The sequence below is a fragment of the Vibrio algarum genome, assembly GCF_028204155.1.
GTDB lineage: Bacteria > Pseudomonadota > Gammaproteobacteria > Enterobacterales > Vibrionaceae > Vibrio > Vibrio algarum.
Window position 1 is genome coordinate 2,149,887 of record NZ_JAQLOI010000001.1, and the last position, 14,098, is coordinate 2,163,984.

The 14,098-nt window shown below is 38.9% G+C and carries 17 protein-coding genes; 9 read left to right on the forward strand and 8 right to left on the reverse strand.

Annotation, left to right across the window (positions count from 1 at the left end; translation table 11 throughout):
* Window positions 1-106 precede the first annotated feature (106 nt).
* Window positions 107-385 (forward strand): 50S ribosomal protein L25, encoded by a 279-nt coding sequence (gene rplY / locus PGX00_RS10110; protein WP_272135814.1) that lies wholly within the window; start codon window positions 107-109, stop codon window positions 383-385.
* 230 nt (window positions 386-615) lie between these two features.
* Here rplY and PGX00_RS10115 read toward each other — a convergent pair whose 3' ends face one another.
* Window positions 616-828 carry a TIGR02450 family Trp-rich protein gene (locus PGX00_RS10115; RefSeq protein WP_272138022.1) on the reverse strand — a complete coding sequence of 71 codons (213 nt, stop codon included), beginning with the start codon at window positions 826-828 and terminating at the stop codon, window positions 616-618.
* Between the two features lie 130 nt (window positions 829-958).
* Between PGX00_RS10115 and PGX00_RS10120 the strand changes: the two genes are divergently transcribed.
* The 7 genes from PGX00_RS10120 to PGX00_RS10150 all read left to right on the forward strand — a co-directional run bounded on the left by PGX00_RS10120 (window position 959) and on the right by PGX00_RS10150 (window position 7,037).
* A complete protein-coding gene (locus PGX00_RS10120) occupies window positions 959-1,660 on the forward strand; it encodes a DUF3047 domain-containing protein (protein ID WP_272135816.1) in 702 nt (233 codons plus the stop codon).
* Window positions 1,661-1,928: 268 nt separating this feature from the next.
* The gene (locus tag PGX00_RS10125) at window positions 1,929-2,228 is read left to right on the forward strand and encodes a hypothetical protein (protein WP_272135817.1); all 300 of its coding nucleotides are present in this window, start codon (window positions 1,929-1,931) and stop codon (window positions 2,226-2,228) included.
* A 50-nt stretch (window positions 2,229-2,278) separates the two neighbouring features.
* The gene (locus PGX00_RS10130) at window positions 2,279-2,548 is read left to right on the forward strand and encodes a PAS domain S-box protein (protein ID WP_272135819.1); all 270 of its coding nucleotides are present in this window, start codon (window positions 2,279-2,281) and stop codon (window positions 2,546-2,548) included.
* A complete protein-coding gene (locus tag PGX00_RS10135) occupies window positions 2,503-3,291 on the forward strand; it encodes a hypothetical protein (protein ID WP_272135821.1) in 789 nt (262 codons plus the stop codon). The genes PGX00_RS10130 and PGX00_RS10135 overlap by 46 nt, the downstream gene beginning before the upstream one ends.
* Window positions 3,258-4,382, forward strand: coding sequence for an EAL domain-containing protein (locus PGX00_RS10140; protein ID WP_272138023.1), 1,125 nt, complete (start codon window positions 3,258-3,260; stop codon window positions 4,380-4,382). Before PGX00_RS10135 ends, PGX00_RS10140 begins: the two co-directional genes overlap by 34 nt.
* A gap of 190 nt (window positions 4,383-4,572) precedes the next feature.
* On the forward strand, window positions 4,573-5,640 hold the full coding sequence (locus PGX00_RS10145) for a PAS domain-containing protein (protein WP_272135824.1): 1,068 nt from the start codon (window positions 4,573-4,575) through the stop codon (window positions 5,638-5,640).
* Entirely contained in the window at window positions 5,589-7,037 is a 1,449-nt protein-coding gene (locus tag PGX00_RS10150) for an EAL domain-containing protein (RefSeq protein ID WP_272135826.1), read from the forward strand. Before PGX00_RS10145 ends, PGX00_RS10150 begins: the two co-directional genes overlap by 52 nt.
* A gap of 46 nt (window positions 7,038-7,083) precedes the next feature.
* Here the strand turns inward: PGX00_RS10150 and PGX00_RS10155 are convergent, their stop codons facing one another.
* The 3 genes from PGX00_RS10155 to PGX00_RS10165 are packed head-to-tail and all read right to left on the reverse strand — an operon-like array spanning window position 7,084 to window position 9,035.
* Complete coding sequence (locus PGX00_RS10155) at window positions 7,084-8,247, reverse strand: sensor domain-containing diguanylate cyclase (RefSeq protein ID WP_272135828.1); 1,164 nt, start codon at window positions 8,245-8,247, stop codon at window positions 7,084-7,086.
* Window positions 8,210-8,560, reverse strand: coding sequence for a hypothetical protein (locus tag PGX00_RS10160; protein ID WP_272135830.1), 351 nt, complete (start codon window positions 8,558-8,560; stop codon window positions 8,210-8,212). The genes PGX00_RS10155 and PGX00_RS10160 overlap by 38 nt, the downstream gene beginning before the upstream one ends.
* A gap of 1 nt (window position 8,561) precedes the next feature.
* Window positions 8,562-9,035 (reverse strand): hypothetical protein, encoded by a 474-nt coding sequence (locus PGX00_RS10165; protein WP_272138025.1) that lies wholly within the window; start codon window positions 9,033-9,035, stop codon window positions 8,562-8,564.
* A 291-nt stretch (window positions 9,036-9,326) separates the two neighbouring features.
* Between PGX00_RS10165 and PGX00_RS10170 the strand changes: the two genes are divergently transcribed.
* Complete coding sequence (locus tag PGX00_RS10170) at window positions 9,327-10,238, forward strand: homocysteine S-methyltransferase family protein (protein ID WP_272135832.1); 912 nt, start codon at window positions 9,327-9,329, stop codon at window positions 10,236-10,238.
* Between the two features lie 3 nt (window positions 10,239-10,241).
* Here the strand turns inward: PGX00_RS10170 and PGX00_RS10175 are convergent, their stop codons facing one another.
* The 4 genes from PGX00_RS10175 to PGX00_RS10190 all read right to left on the reverse strand — a co-directional run bounded on the left by PGX00_RS10175 (window position 10,242) and on the right by PGX00_RS10190 (window position 13,708).
* Window positions 10,242-11,117, reverse strand: a complete 876-nt coding sequence (locus tag PGX00_RS10175; protein WP_272135835.1) for an AEC family transporter — start codon at window positions 11,115-11,117, stop codon at window positions 10,242-10,244.
* 292 nt (window positions 11,118-11,409) lie between these two features.
* Window positions 11,410-12,249, reverse strand: a complete 840-nt coding sequence (locus PGX00_RS10180; protein ID WP_272135837.1) for a fimbrial protein — start codon at window positions 12,247-12,249, stop codon at window positions 11,410-11,412.
* Window positions 12,215-12,487 (reverse strand): hypothetical protein, encoded by a 273-nt coding sequence (locus PGX00_RS10185; RefSeq protein WP_272135839.1) that lies wholly within the window; start codon window positions 12,485-12,487, stop codon window positions 12,215-12,217. Before PGX00_RS10185 ends, PGX00_RS10180 begins: the two co-directional genes overlap by 35 nt.
* A gap of 147 nt (window positions 12,488-12,634) precedes the next feature.
* A complete protein-coding gene (locus PGX00_RS10190; RefSeq protein WP_272135841.1) occupies window positions 12,635-13,708 on the reverse strand; it encodes a fimbrial protein in 1,074 nt (357 codons plus the stop codon).
* Between the last annotated feature and the right edge of the window lie 390 nt (window positions 13,709-14,098).

Below are 14,098 nucleotides of genomic sequence, written 5' to 3' on the forward strand. Positions count from 1 at the left end.
CTCGCAAACAACTAACCAACGGTTATGAGTTTGTGAAACACATTATCGGCTAGGTCGCTACGCTGATAAACAACACTAATTTTTTACTAATTTGAGAGTAAATACTATGAAATTCGAAGCAGTAGTACGTACTGAACTAGGTAAGGGTGCGAGCCGCCGCCTACGTCACGCGGGCCAATTCCCAGCAATCGTTTACGGTGGTGAAGCAGCGCCAGTTTCTATCGCACTTCTACACTCTGATGTTATCCACCAAATGGATAAGCCAGAATTCTACGAAGGCATCACTCTAGTGATCGACGGTGCAGAAGTTAAGGTTAAGCCGCAAGACGTTCAACGTCACGCGTTCAAGCCAAAAGTTGAGCACATGGACTTCATCCGTATCTAATTCTGCTACCACAGATTAGAAAAGGATAAATCCAACTTTTTGCATAGAGATTATCGGCCCTTACCATCCGAGACATCTAAAAATTAGAAACCCCAGATGCTACCAACATCTGGGGTTTCGCCGTTTTTGGTAGCCTATTTTTCATGTGCTGAGTATTGCAAACCTACGCTATCAATTAATACCAATTCTAACAAACAACTGACTAGATAAAATGGGAACGCTACAACTTACTATTTCCAGCCTAGAAGCCATTTCTTTTGGTCTTTAAGGTCGTTCCAATCTATTGCTTGAGCACGTTTAGACATCACTGCTTCTAGTAAACAGTGAACGACATCATTACCTTCTAGTTCAAGTTCCGTTACTAAAAAATGCTTTTCTTTCTTTATCGGATTAACCGCTGTCCATTTGCTATTAAGTAACTTTTTAGGATTAATTTTGTTTATCAACACTCTTGTTCCCCTATACTGGTACTTTAAGTCGTCTAACTTACTACTCTAATAGTAGGTTACTTTTTCTAAACAAGCGTCTTCGCATTCACCTACTCTACTTAGTCTATTAACCGAGTAATATAATATGTGTATTTTAAATGAAAACGCCACCTCCATAAGGCGACTGCTTCTAACAAGTCTTATTTTCAACGTCTCGCTCACGCACGCTTCTGTCTTAGAATTTAATCTAACAGAATTCTCTCTGCATGATTTATCAAACTGGGAAACCAAATCATTTAACGGACATACCGACTATCAAACTATCGATATCGACAACCTTTCCGTACTTAAAGCCTATAGTAATGACAGCGCATCAGGGCTTGCATTGGAGCGCAAGATAGATCTATTAAAAACACCATTTATCAATTGGTCCTGGCGTATAGAAAACCGATTAACCGAGATGAATGAGCAGACCAAAGAAGGCGACGATTACGCAGCAAGAATTTACCTAATTATCGATGGTGGATGGGCTGTTTGGAACACGAAAGCTTTAAATTTTGTATGGTCATCTAATCAAGCCAAGGGAACAAATTGGAACAACGCTTATGCTGGAGACAACGCAAAGATGGTTGCGATACGCGGTAAAGAAGCTGAGCGAAAAAAATGGTATACCGAAAAACAGAATGTTTACCAAAGCTTGATTGAAGCGTTTGGAGATAAAGGGAGTGAAGAAAAAAACCTAAACGCGTATCGATATATTGATGTTACCGCTATAATGACTGATACAGACGACAGCCATCAAAGCACAACGGCTTACTACGGAGATATCATCTTTTCTGCCAAATAATCATTTAGTAACCGTAATTATACCAACAAAGCATTCTATGCATAAAAAGCCATTACCTGATGTTTAAAACCATTTAAAGGACTAATGTCAAAACAACCACATCATTATATTTATCAGTAAGTTATATTATTATCCAGCTCAGCTTTCAAACTAAACCATGCTGTTACCCTTAATTTTGTGCACATAACTTAATTTAAGCTTGCACATTTAGATAATTCCTAATATATAAGTAGATAGTACCTTTTTATTTTCTTAATGTGAGCAATTCATGGCGTCTGATATTAATACAGTGAAAGAAGATTTCATCGAGTCACATCATAAAAGAGAGATCCCTTTTACTTGGTACCCTAATTCCAATGAATTCAATATCGATCAAGACACGCTACATAAGTCACTGATGACTGGTGTCGGTACTGATAATGATATGAGCTCCATAGAAAAATTTGTAGGGCTGTTCTCTACAGAAGATAAAAAACGAATTGTCGAAATGCTCAAAAAGGTACTTATCGGAGAGAACCCCCTCCAATCAAAGTATGTATTGTCGCCAATAATAACAATGTTAGCTTAAGCGTAATCTCAGCGAAAAAAATATCGGAAAACCTCGTCGCAGGTATGCTGATGCCGTTATTTTTGCCTCCTACACAAGAACATTTATCATCATTTTATTATCAACTTTTTGAAAATGACCATCATGGAATGGTGGTCACGGATGCAGAAACACGGATATTAGGTTGTAACAGTTTATTTGAAAAATTCACTGGTTATCACATTGACGAGATTATAGGAAAAAAGACCTCGATTTTTAACGCAGACAAACATGGCAAAATATTTTTTGAGGGGATGTGGAAAAAATCGATGTTAGAGGGTTTTGGTCAGGACTTATTCTAAGTAAAACAAAAACTGGCAAAACGATACCTCAAGAACTCCTAATACAAAAAATTACTGCACCTGATGGCCATGTTTACTATTTAGGTACAACCCAAGACCTATCAGACAAACTCTACCGTGTTGCGGGTATAGAGCATGGTGGCATTGAACTGCTAACCCAGCTACCAGGTGAAGATGAGTTCTACATAAAACTTCAAGATATTCTCAATTTTCTTGAAGAAAAACGTGGGCTAATGGTGATTTCATTTGTCCCTAATTTTGAGCCATCCTTTGAATTTGAACACAAAAAACAGTTAGCCAGTGCACTAGCCTATTATGAGGATGACTTTTCAGCCGGTTTCTTAAAGAAAACCGTATTTACAATCGCTATTACTTACGAGCGCTCCTCTGAAAAACCCCATTCATTATCCATATTTGAAGCAATCCGAGAACGATTTAATGCGATAAAACACCGAGTAGATAGCGACGTATACAAAAAAATCACAGAGTGCAGCATCGGGGTATCCGTTCTTGGCATTGATGCCAATAATGAACAAAAAATGCTTTCCCATTCGCTCCAAGCGATGTATGAAAAACATTCTTCAAACAACACAAAAATTTGTTTTTATAATCGAACATTGCACCAAAAAGCCAAAAAGAGGGAAATAGAAGAAGAGATCATTCGAAGTGCCGTTGATGAGAAAACAATGGAAGTTTTTTCCAGCCAATTATATGTACCCGCAACTGGAAGGTTCAAAAACTAGAAGCCCTATGTCGATTCAGAGATTATGATGGCCAACTGCTTGATACTCAATCTATGATCAAAGTAGCCGAAGATCTTTCACTAATCTCAGAGTTAGACCTTGCTATCGCCGATAAAGCAATCAGCAGCAGAAATCAACTTGCAAAGATGTTTGGTAATGATGTAGAAATCACGATCAACGTATCTTTAAACTCTGATAAGCCAATGAAAGACTTGTTCAGTGACCTCATGGCAATATTTAAAAAATATCTACATCATTTACCCTATATTACGGTTGAGTTAACTGAGAGTGCCTATTTTAATAGCGAACAAAAAGACAGTAATTTACTCTTTCAACTTCGAAAAAAAGGACTCAATGTAGCAATTGACGATTTTGGAACTGGCTATTCTTCATTTTCATATCTTAAAGACGGTAATTTTGATCTACTAAAGATAGACCGAGACTTCGTTACCAATCTTACCGTTGGCTCAAATAACTACTATATTGTTAAAATGATTACACACCTCGCACACACTCTTGAAGTGAAAGTGGTTGCTGAAGGGGTTGAAAGCATTCAAGAGGTAAATATTTTAAAAGAGCTTAAAGTAGATTATTTGCAAGGGTTCTATTTTGAAAAACCGATGCCAATTGACAACTTATCGGCGGATATTAATATAAATAGCAAACTAAAGGATTTAGTTGACCTTGATGTCGTGGATATCGAGCTTATTAGCTACCCTCCAATGCTGTCACCTCATCATACATTAAAAGAAATCAAAGAATTATTTGAAAACAGCACATTTTCTGCTTTACCTGTAGTAGTTGATAAAAAATGTGTTGGCATAATTACGCGTGAACAATATAACTTACACGCCACCCCCTCTCTAGGAACCGATAGAGAAACCATGCAAGATTATCGCTCTCTAACCAAACCCGCCACTGCCATGATGAATGCAAAAATGAAAGTGGTACATGAGACAATAAATGACGGAGAGATTCACGAGAAGATACGTAATAACTATCCTTTCCCTTGGGCTGTTATAAATGATGCTGGCGAGTATCTTGGCATTATTGACAGTATAAGTATGAATCACTATTTAAGTGAGCGTTAGCTGGCCATATTAGAAAAGCAAAGTATCGAATCTAGATACTTCTCTCATTCATAGTTAGAGATCCCCACATCTCATCATAATAGCTATAGTGACCTATTTTTTATGATTACGAACCCAAAATTAAATAAATTTAACCTTTTACACCTTCCTGCGTCCATACTTACATAAAAGCCTATGGGAGTTGGAATAAATGTCTACAGTATTCAAAGAAGAGCTTCAATCTCTTGCACTGAAAGGTAATGCGGATCACCAACAAGATGGCTCCGTTGCATGGAGTTGGCACATTGAGGATGACGTATTTTCTGTAGACCCAATGGTAGTCGCTTCAACACTACAACATAATGACCCGATCAATAAAATTGAAGACTTGGTATTACTGATGGGGGATCTCAGTAAAGAAGTGTTTGTTAATATACTCAAACAAACCATTCAAGACAAAGGTGTACACTTCGCCAATATAGGCCTGAAAACTCAAAATAAGCATTCGTTCTACTGTCTGGTAAAAGCGAGATGGGCTTCAGACAAGATAATTATTGGTTATATTAAACCATTAATTTTTAATCTCGCAGAAGCTGATATCAGCGCCCTATTTTATCAACTTGTTAATTGCAACCACCATGGCATTATTATTACAGATTCAAAAACTAGGATACTCGCCTGTAATAGTTATGTAGAGAAAAGTTCAGGCTACCTACAAGAAGAATTGATCGGTCAAAAAACGAGTCTATTTAACGCGGGGAAACACAGCCCAACCTTTTTCACCTCTTTATGGAACAAAGTCAATAACGACAAACATTGGTCTGGACATATTCTTAGCCGACGTAAAGATGGAAAATGTATCCCACAGGAACTCACTATTCAGAAAGTGGATATTAGCGGTCATGTTTTTTACTTAGGTATTACTTTAGATCTGTCTAAACGCCTTTATCGCATCGAAGATAAAGATCATGGTGGTATTGAGTTATTGACGCAGCTTCCTAGTGAGGGTGAGTTTAAGAGGTCATTGGTTTATGCTATTGCCGAATTAAATGAAGGCATAGGATTACAATTACTTACTTTCACACCAACATTTAGTGCTCGATGTGAGATAGAAGAAAAAAATCAATCGCCAGCGCGTTATCCTTTTTTAAGGGCAAGCTTATCGCGGGTTATCTTGGAGGAAACACCTTCGCAATTGCACTGCCGTATAAACTCACCGAAGAAGACGTGCAACTTAAATCTCTTTACGAAGCCATTAAAGAGCTTGCTGCTTATTTAAGAGAGGAGTTAGTTTCCAGTGTTTTCGCTACACTTTCTAGCTGTTCAATTGGTGTTTCTGTTTTAGGCACGGATGCGGACACTTCAACTAAACTGATATCTCACGCACTTCAAGCCATGTATGACAACTATAACGAGTCAGGCAACAACATAAACTTTTATAACAATGCTTTACATCAAAAAGTAAGTAGAAGAGCGGGATTAGAGGAAATCGTTAGAGAGTCGATAAAGAACAAAACATTTATGGTTTATTATCAACCCATCGTAAGTGTGAGTGATTGGCAAGTCGCAAAATTCGAAGCACTGTGCCGATTTAAAGATAAAAACGGGGATATTCTTAACACTCAAGAAATGATCACGATTACAGAAGATTTAGGGCTCATTTCAGAATTAGATTTATGCGTTGCTCAACAAGCTATAGCGGATAGAAAACGGCTTTCGAGTTACTTCAATAGGCAAGTCGAAATTACCATAAATTTTTCGATGAACTCTGAAGACTCAATTACAAAAACATTCAGTAAAATTTTTAAAATGCTTAGACCTTACGCCCGTGACTGGCCTTATATTACTGTTGAACTAACCGAAAGCGGGTATTTTGACAGTGAAGAGTTAGCAGAAGGTATCTTATATGCCCTAAGAAAAAAGGGAATCAAAGTTGCGATTGATGATTTTGGAACGGGTTATTCTTCCTTCTCTTATTTAAAAGATGGTAATTTCGATCTTCTTAAAATTGATAGAGAATTTGTAAGAGACATCAGTAAAAATTCACCAAATTTTTATATAGTGAAGACAATTGTTGCTTTAGCACATACGCTCGGTGTGGGCGTTATTGCTGAAGGTGTTGAAACCATATCTGAAGTCACACTTCTGAAGACACTAAATGTCGATTATATTCAGGGCTTCTTATTTTCAAAGCCAATGCCTGTCGATCACACTATTCCTTCCATTGGTTATAAAAAATTAATAGCCAATATTAACGAAGTGTCGCCTATTAGGACAAACGTTAAGTTAGTTGTTCCTGCCCCCACGGTGTCAAATAGTGATGACCTATCGGTTGTGAAGGCAATTTATGAAACGAATAAATCCAATTTTGTGGCGGTTATCGACGGAAAGCGCTGTGTAGGCTTGATACATAAAGCTAATTACAACCTTCACGTTTCTCCTAGTGTAGGAACAAATATAGAAACGACGGGAGACTTAAGGTTACTGCAAAAGAAAACCCATCAAATAATGGATTCCTTACTGTTTCGAGTAAATATCAAAATCAACCATTCCGAACTTTTTGAGTTCATAGAACAAGATCAGCCGTTTCCGTGGGTCGTTGAAGATGATAAAGGCGCGTTTATAGGTTTAGTCACAAAAACAAGTGCATTAAAAACCATTGCATTGGGTAGCTAGTATCTAGTGGTAGTTATTCAAAACGGTTAAACATACATTTAAAAGTTTATTTTTTCGCAGGGTTAAATTTTAGTGACAATGACTTATTCCTGCCTAGGCTTTTAGCTAAGTAAAGTTGTTGATCGGCAATGTTAAACATTTCGCTGTATAATTGTGTAAAGACAATATTTTCAGCATTAAAATCACCGGGCTCTATAAAGCACATACCTACCGATATAGACACTATACCGTGTAACGTATTCCCTGGATGTTCTATGCCTAAATCTTCAATCGCTTGCCGTATCTTATCCGCTTTAATTATGTGGTCGTCATTAATATAATCTTCGAGCAGTATGACAAACTCTTCTCCGCCGATACGATAACACTTGTCCCCATAATCTAGAACTCTCAGCATCGATTGTCCTACTTCTTTAATGACACTATCCCCTGCAGCATGTCCATATTTATCATTAAAGGCTTTAAAATTATCTATGTCACAAATCAAAAGCGCAAAGTTACTCCCAGTAAGTACGGCATGTTCGAGTGACGGCTCTGCCTGACGAGAGTATTTATGACGAGAACCTAAGCCAGACAAAGAGTCGGTGTTGGATTTTTCTCTTAAATCACTCACTTGAGATCTAATTTCGCTAATCAACACTATAAAAGACCTCGCTAAGTCCCCTATCTCATCGCGTCTATACCTTTCTCGTATCTCATCCGTTCTTATACTCTCAACGTCAACACTCATGTGTTTTGAAAGCCGTTTAATTGGAGATACCAGCCTTTGGGTCACAATGAGTATAAGTACAAAAGAAACAAGAACCGCTAAAGCTGCTTCTAAAACTATATCTTTCAATAACTGTTTATGTAATGCCGCTAATGCACTCACATCAAAAACACCGGTTAACCTACCACTGCTTTGATTTCTAAGCGGAACTGATATTTGAATTTGGTACGATCCAGAATCAAAATAAAACGGGACTTCGGGTGTTTCAATTTGTAACCCGAACTCACTGAATTGCTTACTAGCCGCTAAACTTTTTAAGCCTTCTTGATAATCGGTCTTCGTCTTTTGAATGATGTAATCTAGCTTTGCTCGTTTCTCAGTGTCGGAGGCTGCTGTTTTTTGAAGTAGGTGTTGGAACTTTGCATTCAGTTCCTTTGTATTTTCAACCTCTTGTAATGACAAATCTTCACGCCAAATAATTTTTTTCGCGAAAATATCGTACATGCACTAGCTTAGATTGGTAATCTGATAGCCCTTTAATATCTAGAAATAAAAGATTTTCATGTGCATAAAAAGCGTCGACTTGAGCCGGAAGCATTAAATTGGAGTAATTACGCCCCGCAACCAAAATAGACAAATCTTTAACGTGGTATAACAACGCATCTTCAGCTCGTAAAGATGCCTGATTGACGTGTAACTTCCACTCATAGTTATATCTCGCTAGGCTCATTCCCATTATCAGTATCAAGACCAGTACAAAATGGGAAATAATTAGCGTTTGATTAATAGTCAATACTGGTAAACCAGTGCTCTTCATATTACTTTTCTTTTGTTTCAGGGGTAAAACACGTTCCGTTAATACAAATATCTTTATAGGTATAATGGCATGCGTGGCAATAGTCGGGGTCTAACGAAAGGTGTGTATCACTAATATCCTCACCGTTAAAATCATAACTACCATAAATGGGGAACCCTCCTACATGCTCAGTTACCCATATAAGATTACCTGACTCCGCTACAGCGATAACCGTAATTCCATCGGTATATGGTCCATGTGTTCTATATTGTTCAAATTTATCAGGATGAACACGTATCGTTAACGGAGAACCTTGTCCTCCATTAATCCAAGTGTACGAATAGACAGATTCTTGATCGAAAAGAGAAGCATCATCAGGCAGAACGGTATCTGCTGAATAAACCTTGTGGCGAGCGACAACAGGCCACTCCTGCCAATCGACAGGAAAACTCGCCATTGAGGCAGATTTACTATGACTAGAGATAAACATTATCATTACGACAGCAAACGAAGTTGTGCAGTACCGATGCATATCGGTCTCCTAAACAGATGTTAAACCTATTATTTGGTTCTATGTCTCTGCTTTAACATGTTTTATGAATTTCTCAACTGACTATATATTAGTATATATCGTGATTTTACAGAGTGCTTATGTTAAGTAGAAAAAGTGGCTATATATCAAACTGAAAATATACTTTTCAGTTGAATTAGGGATAATTTTTACCACTAACATTTTTATTGTCTATAATGTCGGAAAATTGCCAGCAACAGTCGAAATCAACTAAACATGAAAAAATTAACCATCCTTGATGGTGGAATGGGCCGCGAACTTAAACGTATGGGAGCGCCTTTTTCTCAACCACTTTGGAGCGCTCAAGCCCTTATCGAAGCACCTCAATTTGTTCGCCAAGCCCATCAAAATTTTATTACAGCAGGAGCACAAATAATTACCGTTAACAGTTATGCCTGCGTACCTTTCCATTTAGGAGAAGAACGTTTTCAAAATGAAGGACATAAGTTGGCTCGCCATGCCGCAAAAATAGCCCGAGAAGTCGCCAACCAATCTTGTGACAGCAGTCTCAATGTCATCGTTGCTGGAGCGCTACCACCTGCATTGGGTAGTTACCGTCCAGACTTATTCAATCCTGAACAAGCTAAAAGCATATATAATGTACTCGTTGAAGCTCAGAACCCGTTTGTCGATGTATGGCTTGCAGAAACCATATCAAGTATTGCAGAGCTAGAAGCGAACTACCTCGCTCTTAAAGAGACAGAAAAAGACATTTATTATGCGTTTTCTTTAGAAGATGTAGAACCAGGGGAAGCTCGACTTCGTTCCGGTGAACTGGTTAAAGAAGCCGTGGAAAAAGCGTGTCAGTTTCAGGCCAAAGGCATCTTCTTTAACTGTTCAATTCCCGAAGTGATGGAAGGTGCAATTGAAGACGCGAAAAAGATAATTGATCGCAACAATGCAAAAATTGAAATTGGCGTTTATGCCAACAATTTTTCACCTATTTCAACAGTGCATTTTGCTAACGATACCATTTCATCCGTACGTGAGCTTTCACCTCAAACGTATCTTCAGTTTGCTAAACAGTGGCACAAACAAGGAGCGACTATCATCGGTGGTTGTTGTGGGATTTCACCACAGCATATTCAAGCGCTGAGTGACTGGAAAAATAGTGTTTCAGACCTATAGATACTAAAGCGACAATGCAAATGTAAGCAAAACTGGCAATGTTAATATACTGAAAAAATTACTAAACAAAACCATCGATGCCACTTTTGTGGGTTCGATATTAAAGCGGTCAGCAAACAAAAAATTCATCACTGCCGGTGGCAACATGGTAAACAACACCATCATTTGTAACTGCATAGTTGGCAATGGAATAAAAAAATAGATAACCGAAAATGAAACTGCACCGGTGAAAAGCGACTGTATTGTACAAAGCACCCCCACCTTCAACCCGCTCAACTGCATATGGCACATTTGAGCCCCAAGTGATAACAACATCACTGGAACGGCAGCTTGACCTAGTAAGGTTGTCGCATCGAAGATAGGCTCCCAAACACCGATGCCTGACAAATTTAGTATAAGAGCGGTAATTGACGCTAGAAATATGGGCAAACGCACTACCTGTTTAAACGGGTTACCACCTGTAAGCAGAGTTAATCCTAAGCTGATATGTAAGCACGCTGACACGACAAAAAGCAACACCGCAGGAGCGGTAGCGATGTCACCAAAGGTATAAGCAAATAATGGGATTGCTAAGTTCCCACCATTGCGAAACATATGCGGTGGAGCCCATGTTTTATAGTTCAATTTTGCGATCCGGCAGATAGGCCACATCAATAGACCTGGCAGCAAAACCGAAATAAATGATGCACTTAGTAGAGGAACCTGAGTCGCATCAAGTGGCATAGCGACAAGCGAAGAAAACACCAAAGCAGGCGTAAAAGCGTCCATATTGATGCGATTAATGGGTCGAAAATCCGGCTTAAGCCATCGCCCAACCGAAAAACCAACGGCAACGAGCGCAAAAACAGGAAAGAGTATCCCTACAACCTGCTCAAACATATCTCTTCCTACATCACCAAATCAATGCCTTCAAGTTATCGTATTTTCCAATATTTTAAAAGTCGTTTAGCAACAGAAGGTTATAGAAAACCAGTTATCAATAAGACGGATATCAAGAAGATGAGCATCAAGGTAATAGCTATCAAAGTGTTTGTCATCAAGGTAATAGTTTGTCATCAAGGTAATAGTCATCAACGGCCCATTTATCAGTGGCCAATTAAAAAGCCTAAACAAACTATTAATCCTAATTTCATTTCAACGACTAAACTGATTTATTATCAGTCCACTAAACTTACTTATAATAGAGCGATACCGTCGCCATTGAATTCACGGTTCCAACCGTGACAGTGTCTTTAGTTTGTATGTATTTAGCAACAAACGGAATATTGTATACCTTTGCCGCCTCAGTATTACTTCCACCGACTAACCACATATTATCAGTCGTAGGAGTTGGGCCATAAGTAACCGGAGTGACGTTATTATTTGCAAAAAGTTGCACCCCGACCCCTGTCGCGCTAGAGCTTTCATTTAAGGTTAGAGTTTGAGTAATATTTGATGGCGAGTTAGCATCTGTCATTGCCACCGAAACCGTAACACCAGGACCACAAGACAAATTCACGGAAAAAGATTCCGCCCCCACGGTTGTCCCTACCCCTGTAAAACTGTTTATCATTGCAGATCGCATGTGCACCGTTTGGGTTTTGTCGTCAATGATGCAGGTATTACCTGTTACCGTAAAGGAAAAAGCATTATAGTAGACTGGCCAACCAACATACTCGACATACGCATTCGGATTTGAAGAAACACCGGCTCTTGCTATTTGCCGCCGGCTTAAACTATAGGTACCGGGGTACATTTGTCCCATAAAGACGAACCTGACCTGATGCCTTATACCATAGCCTGCTCGAGAACCATCAAGCACTTTATGGTCTCCGGTTAAAGGGTGCGAATAACCATCATAAGTATGTACAATATAACCGATGTTTTCGTACTCCGTCGGATAGATAAGGTAAGCGCCGTGAGCACCGTCTCTCCCCCGCCCGTGGTCCCTATTACATCCATATATTCTACAGGTTTCTGTCGAGTGCTCCAGTTTGTTAACCCCCTGGGCAGGAGCCAGTACCAGAACCAAGAAGAAGAAACACCTCTTTTGCACTCCAATCACTTAGCTTTTGTCCACCTATTTGTGTGTCTAACATGGCGAAATCACGCACAATAGGCGTTACCGCACCATCTCGAAAAGCGATTAAACACGACGCGGACGCCGTATTAACAACGGAGAATAATACGAAGAAAATAGCCAGACTTTTAAGTGGTAAACACCACAACATAACAAAGGTGCTGTTCTTCTTTATTTGAATATATTGCATTGCCGTTAAATTAACCTTTAATATTGAAAACTTCTGAAATTTAGGCTTATAAAAAAACTATTTATCCAAAGCAAATAATGGGTTTATCGAAAATCCCGCGATGTTGAGTGCTATAGAGTGTTTTAGTATGCAGTGTCAAAACACATGTCATTTATAAGTAAGCGATATCATTGACATAGCGTTCACAGACCCTGGTGTGATGTCGGCTTCTGTCTGGATATAATTTGCAGTAAAAGGAATATTATACGTAGTGGCTTGCGCAGTAGTGCTGCCTCCGATAGACCAAACATTTTTCGCATCTAAACCCATACTGAAAGTGACTGGATTAGCATTATTATTAGCATAAATTTGCAAGCCTACCCCTGTCGCCGTAGAACTGTCATCTAAAGTTAGGATATCCGTATTATTTGTTGGCAAATTTACATCGGTCATGATTGCAGAGAGCGTGATCCCGGCTCCGCATTGCACCTTAATTGAAAAAGGTTGTGAGCCCACCTTAGAGCCTACACCATTAAAATTACCTTCTGTTGCCGACGCTAAGGTTACCGTTTGGTTCTTGTCATTAGCATCAATGGTGCAGGTATTGCCTGTTACCGTAAACGTGTGACCATTGTAATACACTGGTATGCCGCTGTGCTCTTCAAAAACATCTTTTTGCTCAGAAACCGCCGCCCGTGAAACTTGTCGCCTTGCTAAGGTGTATACTCCTGGCAGTATTTGCCCGAAAAATACAAACCTAATCTGATTTCTTATCCCTTTGCCCGAATATCCGCTAGGGTACGTTTTAACTTGATTGTCGCCTGTAAAAGACCCTGTATATATATCGTAAGCGTGCACTATATAACCAATATTGTCGTACTCGGTTGGGAACACAGAATAAGTACGAGTACCTCCCGCACCACCTCCGCCACTCGTCACTATTGAGCCTATGCTTGCAGGCAACGAAGTAGGCCTAACTGACCAAAGAGACATATTGCCGGGGTTAGGACAAGGTGCGTCCGGCCCAGCAATGCTTAATGCGTAAACACCTGGTGCAGACCAGTTACTTAGCCTTATTCCTCCAACGGTAGTATTTAGCATGGCAAAGTCGTTCACGATAGGGGTTAGCGTACCATTTAGTGATGAGTGAAAAGTTAAACATTCCGCAACGACACTTTTACTGTTAAAGAAACCACACAATAAGATAAAAATTATCGTTTTATTTATATAAAAAACTTTCATACATAATAACCCTGATAGTTCGTAAACACTCAAAATAGAAGCGTGCATATAATTAAATAGCACTTTTTTATTCGTTTAGGAACTACGGTACTACGCATGGCTTTATTCCAACATGGCATCGGAAAGCAGATAACTAGAAATACATGCTAAACTTTAGTTTTATGGGTAAAAGTAGGAAACGTAAAAGGTTTAGGTTGGACACAATATCGCTTACCAATAAGCTACAACAATAAGCTACAACAATAAGCTACAACAATAATTTATAAGATATTGATTTTAGATTTAATAATGAGAAATCAACTCATCTAAAAAGGTAAATTTAGAGTGGCATAAGTACCAACCGACGTTGATGCATGCACGTTAATCAACAACGTCGACCGTACATTGATA

Excerpts from the sequence above, each read along its gene's own strand:
- PGX00_RS10120 (WP_272135816.1), top strand. The coding sequence starts at position 959 with ATGTGTATTTTAAATGAAAACGCCACCTCCATAAGGCGACTGCTTCTA.
- PGX00_RS10160 (WP_272135830.1), bottom strand. The coding sequence starts at position 8,560 with ATGAAGAGCACTGGTTTACCAGTATTGACTATTAATCAAACGCTAATT.
- PGX00_RS10175 (WP_272135835.1), bottom strand. The coding sequence starts at position 11,117 with ATGTTTGAGCAGGTTGTAGGGATACTCTTTCCTGTTTTTGCGCTCGTT.
- PGX00_RS10190 (WP_272135841.1), bottom strand. The coding sequence starts at position 13,708 with ATGAAAGTTTTTTATATAAATAAAACGATAATTTTTATCTTATTGTGT.
- PGX00_RS10130 (WP_272135819.1), top strand. The coding sequence starts at position 2,279 with ATGCCGTTATTTTTGCCTCCTACACAAGAACATTTATCATCATTTTAT.
- PGX00_RS10170 (WP_272135832.1), top strand. The coding sequence starts at position 9,327 with ATGAAAAAATTAACCATCCTTGATGGTGGAATGGGCCGCGAACTTAAA.
- PGX00_RS10185 (WP_272135839.1), bottom strand. The coding sequence starts at position 12,487 with ATGCAATATATTCAAATAAAGAAGAACAGCACCTTTGTTATGTTGTGG.
- rplY (WP_272135814.1), top strand. The coding sequence starts at position 107 with ATGAAATTCGAAGCAGTAGTACGTACTGAACTAGGTAAGGGTGCGAGC.
- PGX00_RS10125 (WP_272135817.1), top strand. The coding sequence starts at position 1,929 with ATGGCGTCTGATATTAATACAGTGAAAGAAGATTTCATCGAGTCACAT.
- PGX00_RS10165 (WP_272138025.1), bottom strand. The coding sequence starts at position 9,035 with ATGATAATGTTTATCTCTAGTCATAGTAAATCTGCCTCAATGGCGAGT.
- PGX00_RS10145 (WP_272135824.1), top strand. The coding sequence starts at position 4,573 with ATGTCTACAGTATTCAAAGAAGAGCTTCAATCTCTTGCACTGAAAGGT.
- PGX00_RS10155 (WP_272135828.1), bottom strand. The coding sequence starts at position 8,247 with ATGTACGATATTTTCGCGAAAAAAATTATTTGGCGTGAAGATTTGTCA.